The organism is Elusimicrobiota bacterium (assembly GCA_041660925.1).
In the GTDB taxonomy this organism is placed as follows: domain Bacteria; phylum Elusimicrobiota; class Elusimicrobia; order UBA1565; family UBA1565; genus JBAZUV01.
The window spans coordinates 1-26327 of the sequence record JBAZVI010000013.1; the positions used below are offsets into that span (position 1 = coordinate 1).

Annotated in this window: 18 protein-coding genes; 3 read left to right on the forward strand and 15 right to left on the reverse strand. The window is 72.3% G+C overall.

What is annotated here, in order from left to right; genetic code table 11:
* Window positions 1-123: 123 nt before the first annotated feature.
* Window positions 124-1050: a hypothetical protein gene (locus WC969_14400; protein ID MFA6031044.1), complete on the reverse strand. Its 927-nt coding sequence runs from the start codon at window positions 1048-1050 to the stop codon at window positions 124-126.
* 104 nt (window positions 1051-1154) lie between these two features.
* On the opposite strand from WC969_14400, the gene WC969_14405 reads away from it, so the two are divergent.
* Window positions 1155-2387 (forward strand): hypothetical protein, encoded by a 1233-nt coding sequence (locus tag WC969_14405; protein ID MFA6031045.1) that lies wholly within the window; start codon window positions 1155-1157, stop codon window positions 2385-2387.
* 33 nt (window positions 2388-2420) lie between these two features.
* On the opposite strand, the gene WC969_14410 is transcribed toward WC969_14405, so the two are convergent.
* From WC969_14410 to carA, 3 genes are all read right to left on the reverse strand, one after another.
* Window positions 2421-3284: a hypothetical protein gene (locus WC969_14410; GenBank protein ID MFA6031046.1), complete on the reverse strand. Its 864-nt coding sequence runs from the start codon at window positions 3282-3284 to the stop codon at window positions 2421-2423.
* 74 nt (window positions 3285-3358) lie between these two features.
* Complete coding sequence (gene carB, locus WC969_14415) at window positions 3359-6676, reverse strand: carbamoyl-phosphate synthase large subunit (GenBank protein ID MFA6031047.1); 3318 nt, start codon at window positions 6674-6676, stop codon at window positions 3359-3361.
* Entirely contained in the window at window positions 6669-7820 is a 1152-nt protein-coding gene (gene carA / locus WC969_14420; protein MFA6031048.1) for a glutamine-hydrolyzing carbamoyl-phosphate synthase small subunit, read from the reverse strand. Before carA ends, carB begins: the two co-directional genes overlap by 8 nt.
* A 299-nt stretch (window positions 7821-8119) precedes the next feature.
* Between carA and WC969_14425 the strand changes: the two genes are divergently transcribed.
* Both WC969_14425 and WC969_14430 read left to right on the forward strand, forming a co-directional pair.
* Window positions 8120-12526 (forward strand): RNB domain-containing ribonuclease, encoded by a 4407-nt coding sequence (locus WC969_14425; GenBank protein MFA6031049.1) that lies wholly within the window; start codon window positions 8120-8122, stop codon window positions 12524-12526.
* Window positions 12523-13494 carry a HEAT repeat domain-containing protein gene (locus WC969_14430; protein ID MFA6031050.1) on the forward strand — a complete coding sequence of 324 codons (972 nt, stop codon included), beginning with the start codon at window positions 12523-12525 and terminating at the stop codon, window positions 13492-13494. Before WC969_14425 ends, WC969_14430 begins: the two co-directional genes overlap by 4 nt.
* Before the next feature lie 12 nt (window positions 13495-13506).
* On the opposite strand, the gene WC969_14435 is transcribed toward WC969_14430, so the two are convergent.
* The 11 genes from WC969_14435 to purF form a co-directional block, all read right to left on the reverse strand.
* The gene (locus WC969_14435) at window positions 13507-15285 is read right to left on the reverse strand and encodes a hypothetical protein (protein ID MFA6031051.1); all 1779 of its coding nucleotides are present in this window, start codon (window positions 15283-15285) and stop codon (window positions 13507-13509) included.
* A gap of 78 nt (window positions 15286-15363) precedes the next feature.
* On the reverse strand, window positions 15364-15960 hold the full coding sequence (locus WC969_14440) for a DNA-3-methyladenine glycosylase I (GenBank protein ID MFA6031052.1): 597 nt from the start codon (window positions 15958-15960) through the stop codon (window positions 15364-15366).
* Window positions 15961-15965: 5 nt separating this feature from the next.
* Window positions 15966-16658 (reverse strand): hypothetical protein, encoded by a 693-nt coding sequence (locus WC969_14445; protein MFA6031053.1) that lies wholly within the window; start codon window positions 16656-16658, stop codon window positions 15966-15968.
* Between the two features lie 44 nt (window positions 16659-16702).
* Window positions 16703-18946 carry a bifunctional phosphoribosylaminoimidazolecarboxamide formyltransferase/IMP cyclohydrolase gene (purH, locus tag WC969_14450; protein MFA6031054.1) on the reverse strand — a complete coding sequence of 748 codons (2244 nt, stop codon included), beginning with the start codon at window positions 18944-18946 and terminating at the stop codon, window positions 16703-16705.
* Window positions 18947-19023: 77 nt separating this feature from the next.
* Entirely contained in the window at window positions 19024-19989 is a 966-nt protein-coding gene (gene purM, locus WC969_14455; GenBank protein MFA6031055.1) for a phosphoribosylformylglycinamidine cyclo-ligase, read from the reverse strand.
* The gene (gene pyrE / locus WC969_14460; GenBank protein ID MFA6031056.1) at window positions 19986-20591 is read right to left on the reverse strand and encodes an orotate phosphoribosyltransferase; all 606 of its coding nucleotides are present in this window, start codon (window positions 20589-20591) and stop codon (window positions 19986-19988) included. Before pyrE ends, purM begins: the two co-directional genes overlap by 4 nt.
* Complete coding sequence (pyrF, locus tag WC969_14465) at window positions 20588-21286, reverse strand: orotidine-5'-phosphate decarboxylase (GenBank protein MFA6031057.1); 699 nt, start codon at window positions 21284-21286, stop codon at window positions 20588-20590. Before pyrF ends, pyrE begins: the two co-directional genes overlap by 4 nt.
* Window positions 21283-22380, reverse strand: a complete 1098-nt coding sequence (locus WC969_14470) for a quinone-dependent dihydroorotate dehydrogenase (protein MFA6031058.1) — start codon at window positions 22378-22380, stop codon at window positions 21283-21285. The genes pyrF and WC969_14470 overlap by 4 nt, the downstream gene beginning before the upstream one ends.
* Entirely contained in the window at window positions 22377-23681 is a 1305-nt protein-coding gene (locus WC969_14475; protein MFA6031059.1) for a dihydroorotase, read from the reverse strand. The genes WC969_14470 and WC969_14475 overlap by 4 nt, the downstream gene beginning before the upstream one ends.
* Window positions 23669-24949 (reverse strand): phosphoribosylamine--glycine ligase, encoded by a 1281-nt coding sequence (purD, locus tag WC969_14480; GenBank protein MFA6031060.1) that lies wholly within the window; start codon window positions 24947-24949, stop codon window positions 23669-23671. The genes WC969_14475 and purD overlap by 13 nt, the downstream gene beginning before the upstream one ends.
* A complete protein-coding gene (purF, locus tag WC969_14485; protein MFA6031061.1) occupies window positions 24946-26322 on the reverse strand; it encodes an amidophosphoribosyltransferase in 1377 nt (458 codons plus the stop codon). Before purF ends, purD begins: the two co-directional genes overlap by 4 nt.
* Between the last annotated feature and the right edge of the window lie 5 nt (window positions 26323-26327).

Here is a 26327-nt window from a genome sequence, read left to right on the forward strand (position 1 = left end):
CGCGCTATCGGGCTGCGACGGCGTCGCTCGTCGCTTACATAGCCGCAGCTATGCGCGCTCCTCGCTCCTTGTCTCGCTCCAATAGCGCGCGACCGGAGAACATGCTATTACTCGGACGGACTCCTAGCGGGGCTTGGGAAGGGGGGAGGCGGAGGCGGTGGTCTGGAAGCCGGACACGACGTTGAGGACGGCGGGATTGTCCGCCATGGCCTGGACCAGCACGGGGTTCCCGAGCATCATGAGCGCCTGCGGGTTGTTCAGCGCGATCTGCGTCACGAGTCCCTGGTCGCGGATCATGGGCTCGATCGCGGCGCAGTCGCTGAGCACCGTCTGGGTGAGCTTGCTGCCCAGCACCGCCTGGAGGGCGGGAGGGGAGGAGAAGGCGTCTCGGAAGCCCGCCATGAAGAGCTTCACGCCGACGGGGTTCTTCGTGTCGGAGAGGTGGTCGGCCAGGGCCTTGGAGTCGCCGCAGAACTTCTTGGCGGCCTTGCCGTTCATGAAGCCGCGCACGACGAGGTCGTTGTCGAGCACGGCGCGGATGACGCGCGGGTAATGAAGCAGGCGCTGGAGGCCCTTCACGAGCAGGGAGCTCTCCGAGCCCGTGCGCTGGGCGCGCGTCTCGTCCCAGCCGCCGAAGTTGCGCGCGAGGAGGTCCGCTTCCGCGGGGTCCAGCGGCTTGGCGCCGGCCGGGAGCGCCGGCGCGGCCGCCGGAGGGGGTGTCGGACGCGCTGCGGGGGCTTGCGCCGCCGTCGCCGGTGCGGTCGGTGCGGCCTGCGGGTCGGGGATGAGGATGAGGGAGGTCGGAGCGGCCTCGCCCGTCCCTCCGGCGCGCTTCTGGAGTTCACGGGCCAGCGCCCGGTCGTCCTGTGCGGCTTCGAAGACCGAGGGTCGTTCGTCCGGGGAGGTCACGGGGGCGGAGACGGGACGGGGGGACGGCACGGCGGGTTTGCGCAGATTCATGAGGATGGCGACGGAGGCTCCGGCCGTCAGGAGCATGAAGAGGACCAGCAGGACCGCGAGGGGCGAAGACGAGGGGGCTTTCTCCGGCATCTCCCCGAGTTTAACGCATGGGAGGGGCTTTCGCAACTGCCTCCCCTCCCTCTTCGAGGAGGACGGCGTGAGGGGAGGGGAATAGAAAATCGTAGAATGGGGGCATGACGACGGAGACCTCCGGCCGGAAGCTCCCCGCCTGGGCCGTTCCCGCCGCGCTGTCGGCCTTCGTCCTTCTGGGCCGGCTCCTGCCGCTGCCGCCGCTCACGGACTTCGCGACGGGGAAGGCGGCCGTGGACTTCGCGCTCGTCTTCCCGCTCGGCTATCAGCTCTTCGCCCCTTTCTCCGCTCTCGCGGACCTCCTGACCTTGAACGCGCTGCCTCAGCATCTCGCCTGGCTGGCCTGGCTGCTGCTCGGCTGGTGGCCCCTGCGATGGGTTTTGCGGGAGCGCGGCCGGCCGGTCTCGCTCGCGCGCGAAGCGGGCCTCTACGCGCTCTGGCTCATCCTCGTCGCGGCCTTCCTCGCCTGGGCGACGCTCGCCCCCCGGCCGATGGCGCGTCTGCGCGCGGCCGACCCCGAGGTCCTCCTCTTCGACATGCACTCGCACAGTGCCCGCTCCTGGGACGGACGGCGCTCCTTCGGGCCGAAGGAGAACATGGAGTGGCATCGGGCGGCGGGCTATTCGGCCTCCTTCCTCACCGACCACAACCGGGCCGAGGGCTCGGCGGAGGCGAAGGCGCTCTCCGGCGCGGGCCTGCGCTCGCTCTACGGCGTGGAACTGAGCCTCGACGACGCGCACGTCGTCGTGCTCGGGCCGAGGACGGAGCCGAGGCAGAAGGATTATGAGGACGGGCAGGCCGGCCTCGCCCGGCTCCTCAAGGATTGCGGCCCGAAGTACGGGGCGCTCTGCGTCATGAGCCTGCCCGAGTACCGGCGTCGTCGTTGGGAGGAGCGCGAGCGGCGCGTCGACCAGGGCGCGGGCGGCTTCGAGCTCCTCAACGGAACGCCCAAGGGCCTCGCCTTCTCCGCGTCCGACCGCGCGGCGGTCCTCGAGCTCTCGCGGCGGCGGAACCTCCCGGTCTTCGCCGCGAGCGACGATCACGGCTTCTCCCGCGCGGCGCCGGCCTGGAACGCCGCGCGCCTGAACGGACATGGGCTCCTGGGGGCCGATGCTCTCGAACGGTCCCTGCTCGCGCTTCTGAAGAAGGAGGGCTTCGGAGCGACGCGCGTCATCGCGCGCGCTCGCCGGGAGCCGAGTCCTCTCGCGCTTCCCCTCGAGCCCCCGCTCGCGCTCTGGACGCTCGTCCGGACGCTGGCCCCGCTGCAGACCGCCGTGACGCTGCTCTGGCTCTGGGCGGCGTGGCTCGCCCTTGCGGGCGCGCGCCGCCGTTCTTAAGAACCAAACGAAGGGAAGGTCGAAGGAGAGCGCTCAGCCGGGAGCGTAAGGCGAGGATTTTCGGTCCTGGTAGCCGAGGGCGTCGACGAGGCCGTCGAAGTCGCCCTTGTCGCCGAACTCGCGGATCTTCGCGAGGTGCTCGAGGTAGTCGGCGACGAAGCCGGGCGCGTCGGACTTTCCGCCGCTGAACTTCCCGATCGTCACGCGCGACCAGCAGAGCTTCTCGCCCGAGGGGTCGGCCATCTTCAGCCACAGGTACTCGGTCTGGAAGGCGAGCTTCTCGCCTTTCTTGACCTCGATGGGGTTGAGGAGGCCGTGCTGGTGGTCGCGGGCGTGCGCGCCCTCGTGCACGGCGGTGGCGCCGGCGAGCTCGTCGCCGAGCCAGCGCTGAAGGGCCCGGAAGGTGCGGTTGAAGAGGATCGCGACCGCCGAGGCGTGGTCGTAGATGTAGGCGCCGATGACGCCGCCCTTGAGCTTGTCCCCTTCCTCGTCGTAGGCCATGAGGTCCTTGTGCTTCATCTCCCGGCCGTAGAGATAGGCGTCGATGAGCTCCTTGGGCGGCGGGACGTCGGCGACCTCGAGCCCCCGCTGGACGGTGCCCATGAGCGATTCGACGTTGGCCTCGGTCTCGCGCACGGGCTTCTGCCAGCCGCGCGGGACGAAGGTCGGCATCCGGGTCGTGCGCTCGTTGGGCACGGTCTCGAAGAGGCGGGCGGCCAGCGCGTGGACATCCTGGCTGTCGAGAGTGGGGTTGGCGACCGCGTCCTTGAGCTCCTGGGTCTTGTCCTCGAGGTATTCGACGCGTCCCCCCTCTTCCTCGGCGGCGGCGGCGGCGGTCCCGGCGCGCGCGGGGAGCGCGAAGAACGGGAGGAGGACGGCGAAGAGGGCGAGCTTCATCCTGTCTATATAGTAACGCGGGCGCGGGAGTCGTTCATGGCCTGGGAGACCCAGCGGCGTCTGGGTCTAAAGGCCTACAGCCGGGGGAGGGGGTAGGGGAGCCCGGCGTGGTGTTCCTGCAGGGATTTCACGCCGAGCCGGGAGCCGCGCACGAGGGTGATGCCGTGGACGGCGGCGCGGCAGTCGTTGACGTTGGTCAGGCAGGTGACGCCGAGCTCGAGGGAGGTTCGGCGGATCTGGTAGCCGTCGCTGCGCGCCTGGGCGCCGGAAGGGGTGTTGATGACGAGCGAGACCCCGCCCTGCTTGAGCAGGTCCACCGGGTCGGGCTTGCCTTCGCCGATCTTATGCACGAGTTTCGCGCTGACGCCGTGGCGCGCGAGGTGCGCCTGCGTGCTGCGGGTCGCGTGCAGGGCGAAGCCGAGCCCCTGGAGAGCGGTCGCCACGGGGAGGAGCGCGGCCTTGTCCTCGTCGCGGACGCTGAGGAAGACGGAGCCCGAGACGGGCAGGGGCGTGCCGGCGGCGGCCTGGCTTTTGGCGAAGGAGCGCGCGAAGTCCGCGTCGATGCCCATGACCTCGCCGGTGGATTTCATCTCCGGGCCGAGCGTGGGGTCCACTCCCGGGAAGCGGTTGAAGGGGAGGAGGACCTCCTTGGTCGCCACATAGGGGAGCTGGGGCACGCCGCCCCCGCGCAGGGCGGCGGGCAGGAGCGTCTTGAGCTCGCGTCCCACCATGACGAGGGCGGCGAGCTTGGCGAGCGGGATCCCGGTGGCCTTGCTCACGAAGGGGACGGTGCGCGAGGCGCGCGGGTTCGCCTCGAGGATGTAGACGACGTCGTCCTTCACCGCGTACTGGACGTTGAGCAGGCCCTTCACGCGCAGGCCGAGCGCGAGGCGGCGCGTGTAGTCGAGGATGCGCTCGACCTGGGCGGGCGTCAGCGAGTGGGGCGGCAGGGTGCAGGCGGAGTCGCCGGAGTGGATGCCGGCCTCCTCGATGTGCTCCATGACCCCGCCGATGAAGACCTCGCGGCCGTCGCAGACGGCGTCCACGTCGGCCTCGGCGGCGTCGCTGAGGAAGCGGTCGACGAGCAGGGAGGGGTGGCGGGCGCCCGACTGGCGGGCGAGGTAGCTCCGCAGGGCCTCCTCGTCGGGGACGACCTCCATCGCGCGGCCGCCGAGCACGTAGCTCGGGCGCACCATGGCGGGATAGCCGACGCGGCGCGCGACGGCCAGCGCCTGCGCGGCCGTCTTCGCGATGCCGTGCTCGGGCGAGGGGATCTTCAGGCGGCGCAGCAGGGCGCCGAAGCGTTCGCGGTCCTCGGCGGCGTCGATGGAGGAGGGCGAGGTGCCGAGGATGGGGACGCCGGCGCGGGCGAGCGGGAGCGTGAGGTTGAGCGGGGTCTGGCCGCCGAACTGCACGACGGTCCCCAGCGGCTTCTCGAGATCGAGGACCTCGAGGACGTCCTCGAGGGTGAGGGGCTCGAAGTAGAGCCGGTCCGAGACGTCGTAGTCGGTCGAGACCGTCTCGGGGTTGCAGTTGACCATCACCGTCTCGAAGCCGGCCTCGCGCAGGGCCTGCGAGGCGTGCACGCAGCTGTAGTCGAACTCGATGCCCTGCCCGATGCGGTTGGGGCCGGAGCCGAGGATGACGACCTTGTTCTTCCGGCGCGAGGGACGCACCTCTCCCGGGCCGTCGTAGCTCGAGTAGAAGTAGGGGGTGGCGGCTTCGAACTCGGCGGCGCAGGTGTCGACGAGCCGGAAGCCGGGGCGCACGCCCAGACGCACGCGCAGCGCGCGCACGGAGGCTTCGGTCTTCCCGAGCAGGCGCGCGAGCGCGCGGTCGGAGTAGCCGAGGGCCTTCGCCTCCCGCAGGAGCTCCGGGCCGAGCTTCTCCTTGCGCGGGCCGCGGTCGTCTTCCTTTCGGCCCGTGCCGCGGGGTCCCGCGGGGCCCCCGCGGCGAAGGCGCGACTCGAAGTCGACGAGCTCGCGGACCTGGTGCAGGAACCAGGGATCCATGCCCGAACGGTCGGCGGCTTCCTGGACGGAGAGACCGCGCTCGAGCGCCGCCTTGATCCAGAAGAGCCGGTCGGCGCAGGGGGTGGCGACCTTCCGGCGCAGGCGCTCGCTCTCCGCGACGGAGAGCGGTTCGCCGAGGATGGGCGCCTCGAGGCCCGCGCGGTTCTGCTCGAGCGAGCGCAGGGCCTTCTGCAGGGACTCCTTGAAGGTGCGCCCGATGGCCATGACCTCGCCGACCGACTTCATCGCGGTGTCGAGCCGCACGCCGTCGTCGCCGGCGTAGAACTTCTCGAAGGCGAAGCGCGGGACCTTGACGACGACGTAGTCGATGGCGGGCTCGAAGCAGGCCGGGGTCTTGCGGGTGATGTCGTTGGGGATCTCGTCGAGGGTGTAGCCGACGGCGAGCTTCGTGGCGATCTTCGCGATGGGGAAGCCGGTCGCCTTGGAGGCGAGGGCCGAGGAGCGCGAGACGCGCGGGTTGATCTCGATGACGACGCGGCGGCCGGAGCGCGGGTCCACGCCGAACTGCACGTTGCAGCCGCCGGTCTCCACGCCGACGGCGGAGACCGCGCGGCGCGCCTCATCGCGCATCGCCTGATACTCCCGGTCGCTCAGGGTCTGCGCGGGCGCGACGGTGACGGAGTCTCCGGTGTGGACGCCCATCGGGTCGACGTTCTCGATGGAGCAGACGACGACGAAGTTGTCCTTGCGGTCGCGCATGACCTCGAGCTCGTACTCTTTCCAGCCGAGCACGGACTCCTCGAGGAGGACCTTCTTGACGGGGCTCGCGTCGAAGGCCGCGGCCGTGCGGGCGAGGAGCTCCTCGGGGTGGTGGGCGATGCCGCCTCCGGTGCCGCCGAGGGTGAAGGAGGGCCGCACGATGACGGGAAAGCCGAGCTCCTTGCCGGCGCGGCGGGCTTCCTCGAGGTCGGTGACGACGACGCTCTTCGGCACGTCGAGGCCGATGTCGAGCATGCAGCGCTTGAAGAGCTCGCGGTCCTCGGCGCGGCGGATGACCTCGAGGCGCGCGCCGAGCAGCTCGACGCCGAGTCGTTCGAGCGTGCCGCGCTCGGCGAGGGCCACCGCGAGGTTGAGCGCGGTCTGCCCGCCGATGGTGGGCAGCACGGCCTGCGGGCGCTCGCGCTCGAGGATCTGCTCGAGGACGTCGACGGTGAGGGGCTCGACGTAGGTGCGCTCCGCGAGGTCCGGGTCCGTCATGATGGTGGCCGGGTTCGAGTTGACGAGCACGACCTCGTAGCCCTCGGCGCGCAGGGTCTTGATGGCCTGCGTGCCCGAGTAGTCGAATTCGCAGGCCTGCCCGATGACGATGGGGCCCGAGCCGATGACGAGGATCTTTTTGAGGTCGTCCCTTCTAGGCATGTACTTTCCCGCGGGAGGGGTTGCGTGCGGCCATGAGCTCCTTGAAGCGGAGGAAGAGGTAGCGCGAGTCGTGCGGCCCCGCCGAAGCTTCGGGGTGATACTGGACGGAGAAGGCGGGCAGCTCGGCGTGGGCGAGGCCCTCGGAGGTGCGGTCGTTGAGATTCACGTGCGTCGTGCGCACCGCCTTGGGCAGGGAAGCGAGGTCCACGCAGAAGCCGTGGTTCTGCGTCGTGACCTCGACGCGGCCGGTGGCGAGGTCCTGGACCGGATGGTTGGCGCCGTGATGTCCGAACTTGAGCTTGAAGGTCCTGCCGCCGAGCGCGAGCCCGAGGAGCTGGTGCCCGAGGCAGATGCCGAAGAGCGGGACGCGGGCGGCCAGCAGGGCGCGGACGGTCGCGACCGCGTAGTCCAGCGGCTCGGGGTCGCCGGGGCCGTTGGAGAGCAGGACGCCGTCGGGCTCGAGCGCGAGGATGTCCTTCGCCGGGGTCGCGGCGGGGAAGACGCGCACCCGGCAGCCGCAGGAGACGAGGCAGCGCAGGATGCCGCGCTTGACGCCGAAGTCGAGGACGGCGACGAGCGGCCGCCGGCCCGACGTCTTGGGGAGCGCCTCGAGGCCGTTGGGGCCGGAGGGGAGCGGCTCGTCCCAGTCGTAGGGCTCGGCGCAGGTCACGGTCCGGGCGAGGTCGCGGCCCCCGAGAAGGGGATGCGCGCGGGCACGGCGCACGAGGCCCTCGGGACTCTCCGTGGAGAGCACCGCGCGCAGCGCGCCCTTCGCGCGCAGGCGCAGGGTCAGCGCGCGGGTGTCGACGCCCTCGATGGCGGTGATGCCGTGGCGCCTGAGGAAGAGGTCCAGGGGCTCGACGCTGCGCCAGTTCGAGGGCGCGCGGCAGAGCTCGCGCACGACGAAGCCCTCGAGTTCCGGGCGGCCGGACTCGTCGTCCTCGTGCGCGACGCCGTAGTTGCCGATCTGGGGGTACGTCATCGCGACGAGCTGGCCCTTGTAGGAGGGGTCGGTGAGGACTTCCTGGTAGCCCGTCATCGAGGTATTGAACACGAGCTCGCCGGCGGTCTCCCCGCGGGCGCCGCATGAAAAGCCCCTGAAGACGGTACCGTCCTCAAGGGCCAACCAAGCGGGTGTTCTCATTCCTCGGCAACGGCATTGTAGAAAATTTCGAGCGCCTCCGCAAAACGGAGCAGCGGCCCCGGTCCGCGGACCCAGGTTGTCGAAAGGACGCGGCGGCGGGCTCCGTACGCGCGCGCGAAGCCATGCGCGCGCCCGCGCGTCGCGCGCGGGCGGCGACGGGGACGGCCCCCGGTGGAGAGGCCGCGGCATGGGGGAGGGGGGAGGGGCCGAAGGGCCCAGGGAACGGGGGTGCGGACGGCCTCCGGCCTGGGCCCCATCCGGCCCTGTGGGGGGAGGGGGGGCGCCCCTATACTATCGTCATGCGCACGGGGAAACGGATGCTCGCTCTCGTCCTCTCGCTGGGCCTGCTCGCCCCGGCGCTCCGTGCGCAGGTCCGCAGCATCGCCGTCGAGGCGGCGCCTTCCGCCCCCGCCGTCGTCCCGCAGGGCGCCGGGCTCCCGCAGGCGATCTCCCTGCCTTCCCAGGCCCTCGGCGCGGGGCTCGCCCTTCCCGCGCCGGCGCCGCTGCCGAAGCTCGTCTCGCCTTCGGCGGCCGCGAAAGCCGCCCCCGCTCTCTCGCTCCCCGCGCCCGCGGCGGCGACGAGCGCGAAAGTCGCGGGCATCGGCAAGATCTCCGCCGCCGCTCCCTCGACTCCGCTCGGGACGGGCGTGAACGCCGCGTCCGCCGCGATCGAGGCCGCGGCGGGCACGGCGTTCGGCCGGAAGGTCCGGGCCATCGCGGCCGGCGTGGCGGAGGCGGGGAAGACGCTCTCCGAGCCCGGCGCCGACGGCGGCAAGGCGGCGGCCGGCGCGCAGTTCCGCAAGCTCACCGACGAGGACGAGGGGGAGAAGGAGGACTTCGCCTCCCTGCTCGAGGAGAGCCTCTCCGGCTGGGAGTCGGGCAAGGCCGGGAGCTCTTCCGACGGCGCGGAGATCCTCCAGGGCGAGATCGAGGGCGTCGATTTCAACGAGCGGCAGCTGCACCGCGTGAGCCGCACGAGCGCCGCGCTCGAGAAGGCCGTGGCCGTCGCCGCCGGGACCGTCTTCCAGGGGGCCGTCCTCCAGGTGCGCTCGCGCGGCTCCTCGGCCCGCCTGACGCACAGCGAGAGCAACCCCGACTACGACCTGATGGCGCGCCTCCCCGAATCCTGGACGCCGGAGCAGGCGGCCGAGGCCGTCGAGAAGAACCTCCCCGCGCTCAAGGCCGCGCTCGCCGCGAGCGTGAGCCGCGAGACCGCCGGCTTCTTCCCCGGCGTCGCGACGAGGGTCTCCGTCGACAACCCGGTGCCGCTCTACGACCCCGCCGACGGCAGCCGGGCCGTCGGCGTCTACATGTTCCCGGTCCACGTCGCCGGCCCGACGGGCCTGCTCATCGACGCCGACGTCACCTTCACCCGCCGCCCCGAGTACGCCAACGACTACCCCGTCTACTTCGCGGCCCAGCTCGCCGGCGTGCGGCGCCTGGGAGGCGAGGCCGCGGCCGCGAAGGTCCTGCGCGACATCCGCCTGGCCAAGCGCCTCTTCACCGACGCCATCGGCTCCTACAAGCCGTGGCGCGGCGGGCCCAGCGGCGTCGGCGTCGAGCAGATGGTCATGCAGTCGGGCCGGGTCTCGGACGCCGACAAGGGCCGCACGGTGCTCGAGGTCGGGAGCTTCGACAAGTTCATGGAGCGGGTCTACGCCGCCGCCTTCGACGAGGACGGACGCTCGCGCGGCTTCAAGAAGGCGAAGAAGGCGTGGACCGTCCACAACGCCTTCATGCGCCCCGACAGCTTCGTCGAGCTCATGAGCGAGGGTTCGTGGAACCGGCTCGCACAGTCCGCGCGGCTCTACCGCGAGGCGAAGTTCGTCGGGCGTCCGATCGCCCTCGCGGCCCTGCGCTGGGAGAAGCCGGCCCCGGCCCCCTACGTCCGCCCCGAGGAGCGGGCGGTCCCCGTGCTCGAGACGGCCGCGCCGAAGACGCTCGCCCTGCGCATGACCTCCGCGCTGCGCCTGCTCAAGACCCAGCACCTCGTCGCCGCGGTCCTGCGCGACCTTAAAGAGGAAGGTCTCGAGGTCGAGAAGCACCGCGTCTCGCTTCAGCGTCTCGAGGGGAAGAACGTCTACACCATCGCCCTCCAGCTTCCCGCCTCCGCCGACCTCGAGAGGTCCTCGCAGCTCCTGAGCGCCGCGCTGCGCGCCGAAGAGCCCGGGGCCGTCGTCGAGCCGGCCCCGGCCGAAGGAGCGCTCAAGGTCGCGGACGCTCAGCTTCAGATCAAGCCCCACGCCGGCCCTGGCGCCCGCGAGGCCGTGGAGCGCGCGGCCGGGCGGCTCGCGCGCCGGCTCGGCCTCGGCCGCCCGGAGGTTTTGGAGCGCACCGACGAGAAAGGCGTCTACAACGTCGGCTTCTCGCTCGAAGGGCGCGATCACGACTCCTTCTCCGCGGCCGCCGTCGAGTTCTTCAAGAAGGCGACGGGCGTCCTGCTCGCGGCCATCGCCTACCCCACCGCCGGCGAGCCGGCGAAGGCGGCGCCGGACGGCGCGGCGCCGGGCGCCCTGACGCTCGAGATGCTGGAGCGCTTCACGCAGAACGGGCCCGCCCCGGCCGCGCGCGGCGACGCCTACCTCTATGCGCAGGGCGCCAAGGTCCTGCCCGCGGGGCTCGAGGCCGCGGGAGCGGCGCGCGCCTACGAAAACCTCGCGACCGAGGGCCGCTACAGCCGCACGCACACGATGCTCCTTCGCCGCAACGGCCGCTCCTACGTGATGCTCGAGAGCTTCAACGAGGAGGGGATGCCGGTCATGCGCCCTGTGAAGGTCCCCGCCCGCTACACCCAGGGCCTCGTCACCGACACCCTCGTCGAGGTCTCCTACGACGAGCAGGGCATCCGCGGCCTCACGCCCGTCGGCGGCTACGCCGCGGACGTCGTCATCGGGCGGGCCGCGCGCGCTCCCGACGGCGCCCTGCGCCTCTTCCCGCTCTTCGCGGGCGACACGGCCAAGGCGCTCTACGCGCCCCTCTCCATCGCGGGCGCGGCGCCCAGGGAGGGCGAGATCCTCCAGGTCTTCGTGCGGCCCGTGCGCGGGGGCTATGAGGCCGTCCCGCTCATGGCTCTCGGCACGGAGCTCACGCCCGAGATCGCCGCCCGCGAGATCGCGCTGCGCCACGGCGCGCGCGGCTACTTCGAGGAGGCGGTCGTCCGCCAGGCCGAGGAGATCGGCCGCTCCCAGGACCCGGCCGCCGACTTCCGCCGGATGAAGGAGTCGAAGGGCCGCTCCGAGGACCTGCGGGAGCTCCCCTTCGTCACCATCGATCCCGTCGGCGCCGGCGACCTCGACGACGCCTATTTCGTGCGCAAGGAGGCCGACGGCAGCTACACCTGGTACCTCGCCACCGCCGACGTCGCCCAGTACGTGCGGCCCGGCACCCCCGCCTTCCGCGCCGCCGCGCGCATCGGCAACACCTTCTACGCGGTGGACAAGGACGGGGTCCCCGAATACCCGATGAACCATCCGGTGGTCTCGAAGTTCGTCTCGAGCCTCCTCGCCGGCAAGGATTCGCTCGCGATGGTCTCGAAGATGCGCTTCAGTCCCGAGGGGAAGTTCCTCCTCGACGAGAGCGAGGTCTTCCTCGGACTCGTCCGCGTCCAGGGACGCTACACCTACGACCAGGTCGGCGCGCTCTGGAAGGGAGAGAAGGGCGCCGCGGGGACCCCCCTGGACCCCGCGGCACTGGCCGAGAGGAAAAGGGCTGCGGCCGGGCACGGCATCGAGCACCTCGAGCAGGTGGAGCTCGCCCGCGAGCTCTCGAAGAAGCTCGACGCCGCGGACGGCGAGCGCGGGAAGCTCAAGCTCCACTTTCAGCAGACCGTCCACCGCAAGGGCGCCGACGGGCGCTGGGGAACCTTCATCGTCGAGGAGGATCCGCTCGTCGAGGAGTCGCACCGCCTCATCGAGGAGCTCAAGGTCTACGGGAACCGCGCCATCGCCGTGCGCCTGGAGGCCATCGCGGCGCAGGCCGGGGTCCCGCACATCAGCCGCATCCACCCCGCCCAGGACGAGAAGATCAACGAGCGCCTGCGCGAGGAGCTCTCGGAGATCGGCGTGCCTTGGCCCTCGAACCAGACCCTCTGGCAGTACCTCGCGGCGCTGCGCGAGCGCACGGACCTGCGCGAGGAGGTCCGTGAGACCGCCCAGCTCCTGGCTCTGCGCAGCCGCAGCTCGGCGCTCTACTCCGCCGACGACGCCAAGGGGCATGAGGGGCTCGCGCTCGAGGCGAAGGCGTACGACCATCCCTCGACGCCGATCCGCCGCTTCTCGGACATGTACAACCGCGCGCTGCTCGAGGCGTACCTCGAGGGCTCGGACCCCAAGGCGGTCCACGAGGCGGTCCTCGCCGACATGAAGGCGCTGGGCTTCGAGGACTTCGAGGAGTATCTGCTCCACCTCAACGGCCGCGAGCAGGCCTCGCGCCGCATGGACCATGAGATGGACGAGTTCATGTCGGTCTACATGCTCGCCAAGCCGGAGAACCGGAATCGCCCGCTCACCGGCTACGTGAAGATGCTCAAGCAGGGGAAGAACGCCGAGGCGGTCATCCAACTGCGCGAGATCCCCGCGACGATCATCCTGCGCGACGAGGACGCCCGCGCCTTCCGCCTCCTCGACGAGGTGGGCGTCGTCGTGCGCTCCGCCGACCTCGCCACCCTCGAGGTCGACGCCCGCATCTCCAAGGTCGAGAAGCGGTGACGCAAGCGGATCCTCTCGTCCGGGCCGCGGCCCTCTGCGTCTTCTTCTGCGGCGCCGCGCTCGCCGCTCCCGTCCGCATCGCGCCTCCGCCGGACATCCGAGCCCAGGCCCGGGACCTGGAGCGCCGCCTGGACGATCTGGAACGCCGCTTCAGGGAGATGGACCGGAAGCTCATGCGCGAGAGCCTCGAGGTCCTTCATGTCGACGCCGTCCTGAGCCGCTACCCGCCCGGGAGCAAGGAGGCGGAGGAGGCGGAATCCCGCGCGAAAGACATCTTGGACGAGGCGAAGCGGGAGGCCCCGCTCATCCTCGAGATGACGGTCCTCTCGCGGCGCCTGCAGACCTATCGGGAAACGGGGACCCTCCCGGCCGGGATCCCTGATCTCTACGCGGTCCGGAGGCTGCTCGAGAAGCCCTGGACGGAACGGACCGAGACGCCGATGTCCGAACGGGAACTCCCGGCGCTCATGCGACAGCTCCTGCGCTATGACGAGCTCTCCGGTCGGCCCCCGCGACTCGAGGCCGCATGGGTCCTTCCGTCCGCCTCCACGCTCCCGGCGAAAGGGAGGGGAGCGGCGCTTCCCCAGGCACCTCGACCCCCCGAACGGACCTCGGCGGCGGCTCCGGCCGCCGCGCTCGAGCGCGGCGCGGGGAGAGGTCGGGAGCACTACGACCCGGTCCCGGCGCTGATCGGCCTGCTCTCGTCGAAGGTGCCGCTCAGCCGCGCGCTCGCGGCCGACGAGCTCGGCCGGCGCGGGGCCGCGGCGGCCTCCGCCGTGCCCGCGCTGCGGGCCGCGCTCGGCGACCCCGACGCCGGCGTCCGGTCCAGCGCGGTGCTGGCGCTGGGCGGCATCGGCGGACTTCCGGCGGAGGTCGTCGCGGAGGTCCGGCGGGCCCTGCTCGACCGCGACGAGGACGTCCGCTTCAGCGCGCGGGTCGCGCTGCGGCGTCTGGGGGCGACGCGCTGAAGGCGCGCCGCGTCAGCGGTTTTCGGGGATGGGGCCGAGCGCGTACTCGAAGAGCTGTTCCCGGGCCTGAGCCGGCGCGGCGACGAAGGCCGTGGCCGCCGTGAGCCCGCCGTCGAGGAACACGCGGCGGCCCCACATGCGGGAGTAGGCGAAGGCCTTCGATTGGAACAGGAAGGCGCGCTCGCCCGCATCGACCATGCGCGCGCCCGTGATCGTGAGGGTGTTCGTCTCGGGGTTGAAGACCGCCCGGGTGATGATGATGTCGCCCTGTCCGTTGGTGACCTGCTGTCCCGCCACGCGCTTGATCCCGCTGTAGATCCCGCGCACCTCGTGCGGCTGAAAGAGCTTCGCCGCGTCCCCCTGGAAGACGACGAGACCGTCCTTGGGCTTCACGCCGGCGCGGAGCTGGCGGCCGATGCGGCTGATCGCCAGGCGCGCGTTGGCGAGGCGCTGCGCCGCTGCTCCTCCGGCCACCGCTCCCTGGAGCGCCTGCGCGCCCTCGATGTGGCGGGTGGCGCCGTAGGCGAAGCGCTCCGTGGTCGCGGCTACCCGGCCGCTCTTCATGATGTCCTGCACCGCGTCGGTGGTGTGGAAGACGACCCCCGCCTTGCCCTTGGTGGCTTCGGCCAGCCAGACGGCCTCGTCGCGGGCGAGCGCCTTGCCGGCGGCGACCTTGTTCTGCAGGGCGGCGATGCGCTCGGCGTTCGCCGCCGCGGTCGCCGTCCCCGGCTTGCCGAGGAGCGAGCGCACGCCCGTCGTGATCCACTCGCCGGCGCGCGAGAGGCCGGTCACCTGCGAGAGCTTGGACCAGACGGAGACGGGGAGAAAGCCCATCGCGGCGAGCAGGCCGTTGCCGACGGCCGAACCGCTGTCCTTCAGGACCTGCTTGCGGGAGGCGGCGGGGTCGGAGGCGCTGTTCGCGAGGCGGAAGCAGCTGTTCTCGAAGCCGCGGAGGTTGAAGACCTCGAAGAGACTGACCATCGTCGCGATCCCGGCGCGCTTGAGGTCGCCGGTCTTCGGGTCCTCGGCGATCGCGTCCCAGTAAGCGCGCGAGCGGGCGATGAGGCCGTTCTTGTTCTCGAAGTCCCGGTAGCCCTCGCTCGAAGGCGGGGGCGGCGCCTTGCTCGCCAGGTTCTGGAGGATGCGGGCCTGCGTGCGGGGCAGGGCGTTGAGCCGGCGGATCTGCTCCGCGGTCATGATGCCGCCGTAGACGCCTCCCGCCGCGGCGACGCCGCCGGCGTCGGGGACGTCGATGAGGCGGCCGCGGCCGAGCGCGTCGGCCAGGGCCAGGGCGCGGCGGTTGAGCCCCTCGCGGGAGGCTCCGAGGCTCCCGTCGGAGAGGAGTTTCTCGAGGACCTGCGCCTCGACCATCTTGTCGCCCATCGGCTGGGCGCCCTTCGCGCCGTCCGCTCCGCGCAGGCGCGGCTTGCCCTTGGGCAGGTAGCGGCCGAGGGCCTGCGCGACGCCGCTCTCGTCGAGGCCGAGGTTCGCCGCGATCATCTCGACCTTGCCGCGATAGACGAGCGCGTCCGCGTCGGCGCAGGGCGCGGCGCAGCCGAGCTGGATCTCGCGCGCGGACTCGAGCAGGATCTTGAGGCCGGCCCCTTGGGGATCGCCGGCGGCCGGGAGAGGGACGACGGCGTCGACCGTCGGAGTCCCGACCTCGTGGCTGAGGAAATGCGCGCGGGCGGTGGCTATGGGATCGGTTGCGGCGCCCTTGGGCTGCGGCGGAGCCGCAAGGACCTGCGCGGACAGGACGACGACGGCAAGGAGAAGGGCAGGGGTATGCATCGGGCCCTCAGGCAGAGTATGGGCTCGAGGACGCCGCAATTCAAGGCCTAATTAAGACCTAAACAGTAAGGAAAACGGTTATATGGGTCTGTTCGGGAACGCTTTCACGCATTCCCCGTGTCGGAAGCAGGAAACCAGGTGGTCGTTGACCAGTCCGGTGGCCTGCATGTGCGCGTAGAGGACGATGCTGCCGACGAACTTGAAGCCGCGCCTCTTCATGTCGGCGCTCAGCGCGTCGGACTCCTTCGAGGTCGCGGGCATCTGGCCCAGCCGCGTCCAGCGGTTGACCCTGGGCTTCCCGCCGACGAAGGACCAGAGATAGGACGAGAAGGTCCCGAACTCCCGCTGGACCTCGAGGAAGCGCCGCGCGTTGTTCACCGCGGCGAGGACCTTGAGGCGGTTGCGGACGATGCCCGGGTCGCGCAGGAGCGCGGCGGCCTTGGCGGCGTCGAAGCGCGCCACGCGGACGGGGTCGAAGGAGGCGAAGGCCCGGCGGTAGCCCTCGCGCTTGTTCAGTATGGTCGCCCAACTGAGACCGGCTTGCGCGGTCTCCAGCGTTAGGAACTCGAACTGCCGGCGGTCGTCGAGGACCGGGACTCCCCATTCCTCGTCGTGATAGGCGAGGTAGAACGGGGAGGACGCGTAGGTCCAGGGACAGCGCGTCCGCTCGGTCATCGGGGTCAGGGCTCGGCGTGCGCCGGGGCCGCGCGCAGCGGCGCATAGGCGCAGCCCGAGGATTCGCGGTCGTCGAGGCGCAGGGTCGCGCTCATGTGGAAGTAGGCGCCGGACATGGTGTCCTGGCAGCGGCCTTTGCGCAGCTCGAGGGACAGGCGGTGGATCGAGGGGGAGACGGCGGTCGCGGAGTAGCTCGTCGTTCCGTCCTTCTCGACGGCCGGCGCCGCCGGGAAGCGGAGCTCCGGCCCGCTCATGGGGGCGTAGAGGATCCCGGCATCGGAGACCTCCACGCTCCAGAACGGCTCGTTGCCCATCGCCTTGAGGCGGAAGGCGGCCTTCTTTTCGCCGCAGGCGGGGCCTTCGCGATAGATCCGCCGCAGCTCGAGCAGCTCGGCCCGGCGCTTGCGGGAGTCGAGCCGGCCGAGGAACTCGGCGTAGACGCTGCGGCCGGGCACGGCCTCGATGGCGTCGAGCGCGGCGCGCAGGTCCCCTTCGCTGCGGTCGGCGAGCGGGTAGCGGCGCTTGTCGTCGCAGGGCATGAAGGTCGATTCCTTGCGGGCCACCAGCAGGTGCCCGCGCAGGGGGACGAGCTTCCCGCTCAGGCGGGCAGGCGCCTTGGGCTTCGACGGCTTCTTCTTCGCATGTGCCGGGCAGTACGCGATGGACATCATGGCCAGGAGTATGAGGGCGCTTCTCATGAGTTCTCCGTCGGGCGTTAAACGTTATATGGCAGGCACCGGGATCAGTGGCGGAAGTGGCGCACGCCCGTGAGCAGCATGGCGATGCCGTGCTCGTCGGCGGCGGCCGTGACCTCGGCGTCGCGCACCGAGCCGCCGGGGTGGATGACGGCGCTCACTCCGAGCCGGGCGGCTTCGTCGAGGCCGTCGCGGAAGGGGAAGAAGGCGTCGCCGGCGAGCACGAGCGGGGAGGCCGCGGGGTTCGTCTCCCGGTACTTCGCGTACTTCTCTCCCGCGATGCGCACGGAGTCGACGCGCGACATCTGCCCGGCGCCGATGCCGACCGTGCGGTCGGCGGCGGCGAGGACGATGGCGTTGGACTTCACGTACTTGCAGGCGGCCCAGGCGAAGCGCAGGGCGCGCTCCTCCTCGGGCGTCGGCGCGCGCTTGGTGACGAGGCGCGGCTCGTCCTTGAGGAGCAGGCGGTCGGGTTCGTAGACCAGCGTCTCGCGGCCCAGCGAGCGCAGCTGGAGCTCGCGGGCGGGAGGGGCGTCCATGCGCACGAGGCGCAGGTTCGGCTTCTTCTTCAGGAGCTCGAGGGCTTCGGGTTCGAAGGAGGGGGCGGAGAGGACCTCGACGAAGCGCTTGGAGAGCGCCGCCGCGACCGCGGCGTCGACGGGCCGGTTGAAGGCGAGGACGCCGCCGAAGGCGCTGAGCGGGTCGCAGGCCCAGGCCTTCTCGAGCGCCTCGGCGAGGGTCCCGGCCACGGCGACCCCGGAGGGGGTGACGTGCTTGAAGACGACGACCGCGGGCTCCTCGTGCTCGCTCACGGCCTCCCAGGTGCCGAAGGCGTCGAGGAGGTTGTTGAAGGAGAGCTCCTTGCCGTGCAGCTGCTCGAAGCTCGGCGCTTTCCCGGCTCGGGCGTAGAGCGCGGCCTTCTGGTGGGGGTTCTCCCCGTAGCGCAGCTCGAAAAGCTTGTCGAAGGAGGCCTCGAGCCTCTGCGGGAAGGGAGCGGACGCCTCCGGCGTCCGCCGGGGGCTTGCCGAGGGCGTGGAAGAAGCCGCGGCGGGAAGCCCCGCGGGGACGGGGACCGCCGACCAGGCGCGCGCGATCATGGCGTCGTAGGCGGCCGTGTGCTCGAAGGCGGCCGAGGCCAGGCGGCGGCGCGTGTCCTCCGAGAGGCGTCCGGAGCCGCGCTCGAGCTCGGCGAGGAGCCCCGCGTAGTCGGCGGGGGAGACCACGACGGCGACATCCTCGTGGTTCTTGGCGGCCGCGCGGATGAGGGTGACCCCGCCGATGTCGATGTTCTCGACCTGTTCGGCCCCGAAGGCCGGGGCGGAGCCGGCGGCCTTCGCGAAGGGGTAGAGGTTCACCGCGACGAGGTCGATGGGCTCGATGCCGTGCGCGGCGGCCTCCCGTCGGTGCTCCGCGTCGGCGCGGCGCATGAGGATCCCGCCGTGGACGCGGGGGTGCAGCGTCTTCACCCGTCCGCCGAGGATCTCAGGGAAGCCGGTGAGGGTCTCGAGCGCGCGGACCTCGACGCCGGCCTCGCGCAGGAGCTTCGCGGTGCCCGAGGTGGAGACGATCTCCACGCCGAGCGCCTCGAGCCCCCTGGCGAACTCGACGACGCCGGCCTTCTCGGAGACGGTGATCAGGGCCCGGCGCACCCTGCGCGGGTCCTCGCGGTCGCAGGGGAGGACTTCGACGCGGCCCTCGCGCACGCGCACGCGCTCGTCGGCGAAGAGTCGGACGGCTTCGGGATAGAGGATGTGTTCGGCCTGCAGCACGCGCGCGGCGAGGCTGCCCGCGTCGTCCTCCGGGAGGACGGGCACCGGCGCCTGCAGGACGATGGGGCCGTGGTCGTAGACCGCGTCGATGAGGTGCACGGTGCAGCCGGAGACGCGGGCGCCGGAGGCGAGGACGGCCTCGTGGACGCGCCGGCCGTAGAGCCCCTTGCCCCCGAACGCCGGCAGCAGCGCCGGGTGGATGTTCAGGATGCGGTCGGGGAAGGCCTCGAGCATCGGGGCCTCGAGCTTGAGGAGGAAGCCCGCGAGGCAGACGAGGTCCACGCCGCGGCGGCGACACTCCGCGGCGAGGCGCGCGCTGTAGGCCTCGAGGTCGGGGGAGTCCCCGGGAGGGACGGCGAGGGTCTCGAGGCCCGCCTCGCGCGCGCGGCGCAGGGCCCCGGCGGCGGGGCGGCTCGAGACGACCAGCACGATCTTCCCGCGGATGCGGCGGCCGCGGCAGGCGTCGATGAGCGCCTGGAGGTCCGTGCCCTCACCGGAGGCGAAGACGGCGATGTTGAGCATATTATCGACTCTCCCCCACCCTGCCCTCCCCGCGGGGGAGGACAGTGAGGAAACTGAACGGCGCGAACAGCGCGCGGCTAACGCAAATCTACCCCTTGCTTCCCTCTCACGATCTCGCCGATGACGCGGGCCTGCGGCAGGACGCGCCGGGCCAGCTCGACGGCGTTGGGGCGCACGACGATCACCATGCCGATGCCCATGTTGAAGGTGCGCCACATGTCCTTGCGGGGCACGTTCCCGCGGCGGCGGATCTCCTCGAAGACGGGGGGGATCTTCCAGGAGCCCTTGCGCACCACCGCGCGGCAGCCGCGCGGGAGGACGCGGGGGAGGTTCTCCGGGAGGCCGCCGCCCGTGATGTGGGCGAGGCCGAGGAGGATCTGGCCCTCGAGGCGGAACGCGTCGGAGAGGCGCGCGACGTCCTCGACGTAGATCTTCGTGGGCGTCAGGAGGGTCTTCGCCCAGCGGTTCAGCGCGGGGCCGTGGAAGACCTTGCGCACGAGCGAGTAGCCGTTGGAGTGCACGCCGGTGGAGGGCAGGCCGAGCAGGACGTCGCCGGGGTAGATCTTCGAGCCGTCGATGAGTTCGTCGCGGCGCACGATGCCGACGGCGAAGCCGGCGAGGTCGTACTCGCCGTGCGGGTAGAAGCCCGGCATCTCCGCGGTCTCGCCGCCGAGCAGCGCAAGGCGGCCCTGGCGGCAGCCCTCCATGATCCCCTCGAGGATGCGCTTGGAGCGCGCGAGGTCGAGCTTCCCCATCGCGTAGTAGTCGAGGAAGAGCAGGGGCTTGGCGCCGCAGGTGACGAGGTCGTTGACGCACATCGCGACGAGGTCGATGCCGACGGTGTCGTGGCGGTCGAACTGGAATGCGAGCTTGAGCTTCGTGCCGACCCCGTCGGTCGTCGCCGCGAGCAGATAGTCTCCGCCGCCGTCGAGCTTGAGAGGGACGAGGCCCGAGTAGCCGCCCACGGAAGGGGCCTTCGAGGCGATGAAGTCGACGAGCTTGTCGGCGAGGTCGATGTCGACTCCCGCCTTCTTGTAGGTCAGCGTCGGCATGCTTTCTTCTCCTGGGAGGGGGATTCCGGGCGGCTGCCCGGCTTGACGAGAGGGAGTCCGCGCGCGCAGAGCGGGCAGGTCGCGGGGGCCCAGCCGGCGGCGGGGAGATGCGCGAGCGCGCGCAGGGGCATCCCGAGGCGCGGGGCGCGCTCCCCGCGCAGGACGATGGCGGCCGCCCCGACGGGGCGGGCGCCGTGCGCGCGCACGAGCGCGGCCACCTCGGAGGTGGACTTTCCGGTGGTGACGACGTCCTCGACGACGAGGACGCGTTCGCCGCGCTCGAGCCTGAAGCCGCGGCGCAGCGCGAGGAGGCCGTCCGGGCCGCGCTCCGTGAAGTAGGCGCGGGTCCCGAGCGCGCGGGCGGCCTCGTGCCCGATGACCACCCCGCCGAGCGCCGGGGAGACGACGAGGTCGGGCTTCCACCCGGCGAGGCGGACCTCGGCGGCGAGGGCCCGGCCCAGGCGCGCGGCGGCGCGCGGGTCGGAGAGGACGAGCGCGCACTGGAAGTAGCGCTCCGCGTGCAGGCCGGAGGAGAGCCGGAAGTGCCCCTCGAGCAGGGCGCCGCTGCGCCGGAAGAGAGGAAGGAGGCTCATGCGCGCACCGCGAGCTGCTCGAGGATGGTCTGCGCCGTGCGCGAGGGATCCTCGGCGAGCGCGATGGGGCGTCCGACCACGATGTAGCGGATGCCGAGCGCGGAGGCTTCGGCCGGGGTGATGTGGCGCTTCTGGTCGTGCGCGTCCCCGCCCGGCAGGCGGATGCCCGGCGTGATGAAGGTCGTCTCCGCGCCGAGGTCCTCGCGCAGGGCGGCGACCTCGTGGCCGGAGCAGATGATGCCGTCGACGTGGCGGCGGCCGTGCTCGGCGAGGCGGCGGGCGAGCGGGTGCACCGCCGCGTTGGGGTGCAGGGCCTTCACGTCGGCGTCGTTCATGCTGGTCAGCACCGTGACGCCCCAGAGGCGGGGGCGCGGATGGGTCTCGGCCGCGGCCTTGAGCATGTCGGCGCCGCCGAGCATGTGGAGGCTCAGCGAGAAGACCCCGAACGCCTGCGCCTCCTGGACCGCGTGGGCGACGGTCTGCGGGATGTCGTGGAGCTTGAGGTCGAGGAAGACCTCGCCGTCGCGCTTGCGCACGAGGTCGATGACGCGCCGGCCGTGCGCGAGGAACATGCGCAGGCCGACCTTGTAGTAGCGGACCTTGCCGTGGAGCTTGTCGATGAGCTGCTCCGCGGCGGAAACGCTGTCGAGGTCGAGGGCGACGATGAGTTCGGTGGGGGGATGCGTGTTCGTCATCGGGGTGTCTCCGCCATGGGATGGGAACGGCCGACGGCGTCGCGGACGCGCTCGAGACCCTGCTCGCGCATGAGGCGCAGCAGACCGCGCTTGATCTCGCGCGCCAGGTCCGGACCGCGGAAGACGAGACCGGTGTAGACCTGGACGAGGGAGGCTCCCGCGCGGAGCTTCTGCCACGCGTCCTCGGGCTCGAGGATGCCCCCGCTGCCGATGATCGGGAGGCGGCCGCCGGTGCGTCGTCGGACCTCGCGGATCATCGCGGTCGCGCGCTCGCGCAGCGGGGCGCCGCTCAGGCCTCCGCGCGTCGAAGCGAGGCCCTCGGGAAGGCCTTCGCGGGAGAGCGTCGTGTTGGTGCAGACGACGCCCGCGGACTCCCCGACGAGGAGGGGGAGGAGTTCCTCGAGCTCGCCGGGCTCGAGGTCGGGAGCGAGCTTCACGAACACGGGCTTGCCCTGCGGGTTGACGGACTTCAGAGCGGTGAGGATGCGCTCCAGGCGCAGGCGCTCCTGCAGGCGGCGCAGGCCCTCGGTGTTCGGCGAGGAGACGTTCAAGGTGAAATAGTCGGCGTGGGGCGCGAGCAGGGAGAAGGCGCGCGCGTACTCCTCGTGGGCGCGCTCGGCCGGGACGTCCTTGTTGATGCCGATGTTCGCTCCGACGGGGACGCGGCGGCCTTCGGGTCGGGCGCGGAAGCGGGCCAGGCGGGCGGCGGCGGCCTCGGCGCCCTCGTTGTTGAAGCCCATGCGGTTGACCACGGCCTCGCGTTCCGGGAAGCGGAAGAGGCGCGGGCGGGGGTTCCCGGGCTGGGGGCGCGCGGTCAAGGTGCCGAACTCCAGGAAGCCGAAGCCGAGCGCGGCCAGCGCGGGGCCCCCGACCGCGTCCTTGTCGTAGCCGGCCGCGAGGCCGACCGGGTTGGGGAAGCGCAGCCCCGCCACCGTCGTCTCCAGCGCCGGGTGCTCGAGACGGAAGAAGCGCTCGAGGAGCGCGGGGAAGGGCGGCAGGCTGCCGAGGCGCAGGAGGTCGAGGGAGAGCTCGTGGGCGGTCTCCGGCTCGAGGCGGAAGAAGCAGGGACGCAGCCAGCGCTCGTAGAGGTTCATCGGGCGCTCCGGGCGCGGAGGAAGACGACGCGTCCGCCCGAGACGGTCGCGCGCACGCGCCCCGGGAAGCGGCGGCCGATGAAGGGGGAGTTCCCGCTCTTCGAACGGAACTCCGGGCCGAGGGTGAAGGGGTCGTTCGGGTCGAGGACGCAGACGTCGGCGTCGGCGCCGCGCGTGAGCCGTCCCTTCGTCCGGAGGCCGAGGATCCTGGCCGGGCCGAGCGCGAGGCGCTCGGCGAGGCGGCGGCGGTCGAGCGTCCCGCGCCGCACGAGCTCGAGCGCCGCGGGTGCGAGCGTCTCCAGACCGATGACCCCGCACGGGGCGCGGCGCGCTCCGAGGGCCTTCTTCGCCGCCGCGTGGGGCGCGTGGTCGGTCGCGACGGCGCCGATCGTCCCGTCCGCGAGCCCCGCGAGCAGCGCCGCGCGGTCGGCGGCGGTCCGCAGCGGAGGGTTCATCTTGAAGAAGGGCGCGCGCGCCGCGGAGCGCGGGACGTCGTCCTCGTCGAGGAGCAGGTGGTGCGGGGCGGCTTCGGCGGTGACGGCGGCGCCGCGGCGTCGGGCCTCGCGCACGAGCGCGACGACGGCCGCGCAGCTGACGTGGCAGAGGTGCAGGCGGCCTCCGCAGAGCTCGGCGAGCAGGAGGTCGCGCAGGGAGGGGAGCGTCTCGGCCGCGTGCGGTATGCCGGGCACGCCGAGTCGGCGGGCCGCGCCCTCATGGAAGGCGCCCCCGCCGGCGAGGCCGGGGTCCTCGGCATGGTCGAGCAGGGGCCGGCCGGTCTCCCGCAGGGCCTCGAGCGCGCCGCGCAGGAGCGCGGAGTCCCCGACGGGGCGGCCGTCGTCGCTGAAGGCCGCGGCGCCGGCGGCCGCGAGAGCCTCGAAATCGACGAGGACGCGGCCTCCGAGGCCGCGGGTCACGGGGGCGGCGAAGAGGACCTCCACGGGGGAGTCGCGCCGGGCCCGCGCGCGAAGGGCCCGCAGGCGCGCGGGGCTGTCCGGGGTCGGGGAGGTGTTCGCCATCGCGACGAGGGTCGTCACCCCTCCCGCGGCGGCCGCGCGGCCGCCGGTCGCGAAGGTCTCGTCCTCCTCTCGACCGGGCTCGCGCAGGTGGACGTGGAGGTCGATGAGGCCGGGGAGGACCCAGCACCCGGCGGCGTTGAGCCGCGGGACGCCGCGCAGGCCGGGGCGCTCCGCGAGACCGCGGCCGACGGCCGCGACCTTCGGGCCTTCGAGGAGGACGTCGGCGGGAGCGTCGAGGTTCTGGGCGGGGTCGACGACGCGGCCGCCGGAGATCAGCAGGCGCATTCGGTGGAGGACGCCCCGATGTCCCGGCGGAACTGCATCCCGGCGAAGCGGATGCGGTCGACGGCGGCGTAGGCGCGTTCGCGCGCGGCGTCGAGGTCGGGGCCGAGGGCGGTGACGCCGAGGACCCGGCCGCCCTTCACCCTCCAGAGGGGGCCCTCGCGGACCGTCCCCGCGTGGAAGACCAGGAGCTCCGCCTCCTCGGCGGGAGGAGCGATCGGCCCGGTGACGGCCGCGCCGGCGACGGGCGCTTCCGGATAGCCCTGCGCCGCGAGCACGACGCAGACGCAGGCGCCGGGCCGCTGGCGCAGGGGCGCCGCGCCCAGGCGGCCGTCGGCGGCCGCCTCCAGAAGGTCGAGGAGGTCGTCCTCGAGCAGGGGGAGGACCGCCTGCGTCTCGGGGTCGCCGAAGCGGGTGTTGAACTCGAGGACCTTCGGGCCCTCGCGGGTGAGCATGAGACCGGCGTAGAGGACTCCGCGGAAGACGGTACCGTCGGCTTTGAGCCCCGAGAGGACCTTCTCGAAGACCTCGCGGCGGACGCGCTCGATGAGCTCGGGGGTCGCGGCGGGAGCGGGGGCGATGGCGCCCATGCCGCCGGTGTTCGGCCCCGCGTCGCCTTCGCGCAGGCGCTTGTGGTCCTGGCTCGAGGGGAGCAGGGCGAAGCGCTCCCCGTCGCAGACGGCCATGAGCGTGACCTCGCGGCCCTCCAGGAGCTCCTCGAGGACGACCGTCGCGCCGGCCGCCCCGTAGGTCTTGTCGAGCATGGCCTCGCGCAGCGCGCGTTCGGCCTCGCCCGGCTCGCGGCAGACGCTCACGCCCTTGCCGGCGGCGAGACCGTCGGCCTTCACGACGACGCGCGGGCCGAAGGAAGGAAGGGAAGCGAGCGCCTCCTCATGCCCGGTGCAGACGGCGAAGCGGGCGGTGGGTATGCCGTGGCGCTTCATGAAGAACTTGGCGAAGGACTTCGAGGACTCGAGCTGGGCCGCGGCCCGGGTCGGTCCGAAGACGCGCACGCCCTCGGCGGCGAGCGCGTCGGCCGCGCCGGCGGCGAGCGGGGCCTCGGGCCCGATGACGACGAGCCCGACGGCGCGCTCGCGGCAGAAGGAGACGATGCGGGGGAGGTCGAGCGCGTCGATGCCGGTCTGCTCGGCCAGCGGCGCCATCCCGGGGGAGCCGGGCGCCGCGTAGAGCCGCGTCAGGCGGGGGCTCTTCCTCAGCGCCCAGGCGATCGCATGCTCCCGGCCGCCGGCGCCCAGGATCAGCACGTTCATTTCAGCGCCTCGCGGAAGTCGGGGATGGGGGTCGGGTAGCGGCCGGTGAAGCAGGAGGTGCAGAAATCGCGGGCGCCGAGCCCCTGGTCCCGGTGGACGACGCTGCGCAGGCCCTCGAGACTGAGGTAGTGGAGCGAGTCCACGCCGAGGAAGCGGCGGATGGAGTCGGAGCCGCGGCGCGAGGCGATGAGCTCACGGCGGCGCGGCGTGTCGATGCCGTAGAAGCAGGGGGAGACCACCGGCGGCGAGGAGAGGGCCATGTGGATCTTCCGCACGCCGGCCTCGCGGAGCATCCGGCAGATGATGCGCGAGGTGGTCCCGCGCACGATCGAGTCGTCGACGAGGACGACGCGGCGGCCTCCGAGCACCTCGCGCACGGGGATGAGCTTCAGACTCACCGAGGTGTTGCGCTGGCTCTGCGAGGGCTGGATGAAGGTCCGCCCGATATAGTGGCTGCGCGTGAATCCGAGCTCGAAGGGGATCCCCGACTCCTCGGCGAAGCCGATGGCGGAAGGGACGCCCGAGTCCGGGACCGGGACGACGATGTCCGCCTCGACGCCGAACATCTCCTTGGCCAGCTCGCGGCCGAAGGCGCGGCGCGTGCTCTGGACGCTGAGGTTGAAGACGCGGGAGTCGGGGCGGGCGAAGTAGACCTGTTCGAAGACGCAGCAGGAGCGGTGCGGGGGCTCCGGGAAGGGGAAGCTCGAGCGCAGGCGCTTGCCCTCGAGGACCAGCATCTCGCCCGGCTCGACCTCGCGCACGATCTTCGCCTCGAGCTGGCGCAGGGCCGTGGTCTCGGAGGCGACGACGTAGGCGCGGCCCAGGCGCCCGAGCACGAGGGGGCGGAAGCCGCGCGGGTCGCGCACGGCGATGAGCTTGCCCGGCGCGAGCAGGAGCAGGGAGTAGGCGCCCTGGACCTGGCGCAGGGCCCGGACCGCGGCGCGCTCGAGGTCTCCGCGCTCGCGCGCGATGAGGTGGACGACGACTTCGCTGTCGGTGTCGGTGCGGAAGATGGCTCCGCGTTTGCCGAGCTCGCGGCGCAGGCCCATGGCGTTGGTGAGGGTGCCGTTGTGGGCGATGGCCAGCGGGCCGCGGTGGTGGTCGAAGAGGAGGGGCTGCGCGTTGCGCAGGCTGCGCTCGCCGGCGGTCGCGTAGCGGACGTGGCCGACGGCGCAGGTGCCGCTCAGGCCCTCGAGAGCCGCCGGGCCGAGCGCGTCGGCGACGAGGCCGAGGCCGTGGCGGGCCTGCAGGCGGGTCCCGTCGTCGGCGACGACGCCGGCCGCCTCCTGGCCTCGATGCTGGAGCGCGTAGAGGGCCAGGACGGCGTTGCGGACGGCGTCACGGTCGCCGGAGATGCCGACTATTCCGCACATCTTGA

Coding starts and splice junctions, on each gene's coding strand:
- WC969_14400 (MFA6031044.1), bottom strand. CDS start 1,050: ATGCCGGAGAAAGCCCCCTCGTCTTCGCCCCTCGCGGTCCTGCTGGTC.
- WC969_14405 (MFA6031045.1), top strand. CDS start 1,155: ATGACGACGGAGACCTCCGGCCGGAAGCTCCCCGCCTGGGCCGTTCCC.
- WC969_14410 (MFA6031046.1), bottom strand. CDS start 3,284: ATGAAGCTCGCCCTCTTCGCCGTCCTCCTCCCGTTCTTCGCGCTCCCC.
- carB (MFA6031047.1), bottom strand. CDS start 6,676: ATGCCTAGAAGGGACGACCTCAAAAAGATCCTCGTCATCGGCTCGGGC.
- carA (MFA6031048.1), bottom strand. CDS start 7,820: ATGAGAACACCCGCTTGGTTGGCCCTTGAGGACGGTACCGTCTTCAGG.
- WC969_14425 (MFA6031049.1), top strand. CDS start 8,120: ATGCGCACGGGGAAACGGATGCTCGCTCTCGTCCTCTCGCTGGGCCTG.
- WC969_14435 (MFA6031051.1), bottom strand. CDS start 15,285: ATGCATACCCCTGCCCTTCTCCTTGCCGTCGTCGTCCTGTCCGCGCAG.
- WC969_14440 (MFA6031052.1), bottom strand. CDS start 15,960: ATGACCGAGCGGACGCGCTGTCCCTGGACCTACGCGTCCTCCCCGTTC.
- WC969_14445 (MFA6031053.1), bottom strand. CDS start 16,658: ATGAGAAGCGCCCTCATACTCCTGGCCATGATGTCCATCGCGTACTGC.
- purH (MFA6031054.1), bottom strand. CDS start 18,946: ATGCTCAACATCGCCGTCTTCGCCTCCGGTGAGGGCACGGACCTCCAG.
- pyrE (MFA6031056.1), bottom strand. CDS start 20,591: ATGAGCCTCCTTCCTCTCTTCCGGCGCAGCGGCGCCCTGCTCGAGGGG.
- pyrF (MFA6031057.1), bottom strand. CDS start 21,286: ATGACGAACACGCATCCCCCCACCGAACTCATCGTCGCCCTCGACCTC.
- WC969_14470 (MFA6031058.1), bottom strand. CDS start 22,380: ATGAACCTCTACGAGCGCTGGCTGCGTCCCTGCTTCTTCCGCCTCGAG.
- WC969_14475 (MFA6031059.1), bottom strand. CDS start 23,681: ATGCGCCTGCTGATCTCCGGCGGCCGCGTCGTCGACCCCGCCCAGAAC.
- purD (MFA6031060.1), bottom strand. CDS start 24,949: ATGAACGTGCTGATCCTGGGCGCCGGCGGCCGGGAGCATGCGATCGCC.
- purF (MFA6031061.1), bottom strand. CDS start 26,322: ATGTGCGGAATAGTCGGCATCTCCGGCGACCGTGACGCCGTCCGCAAC.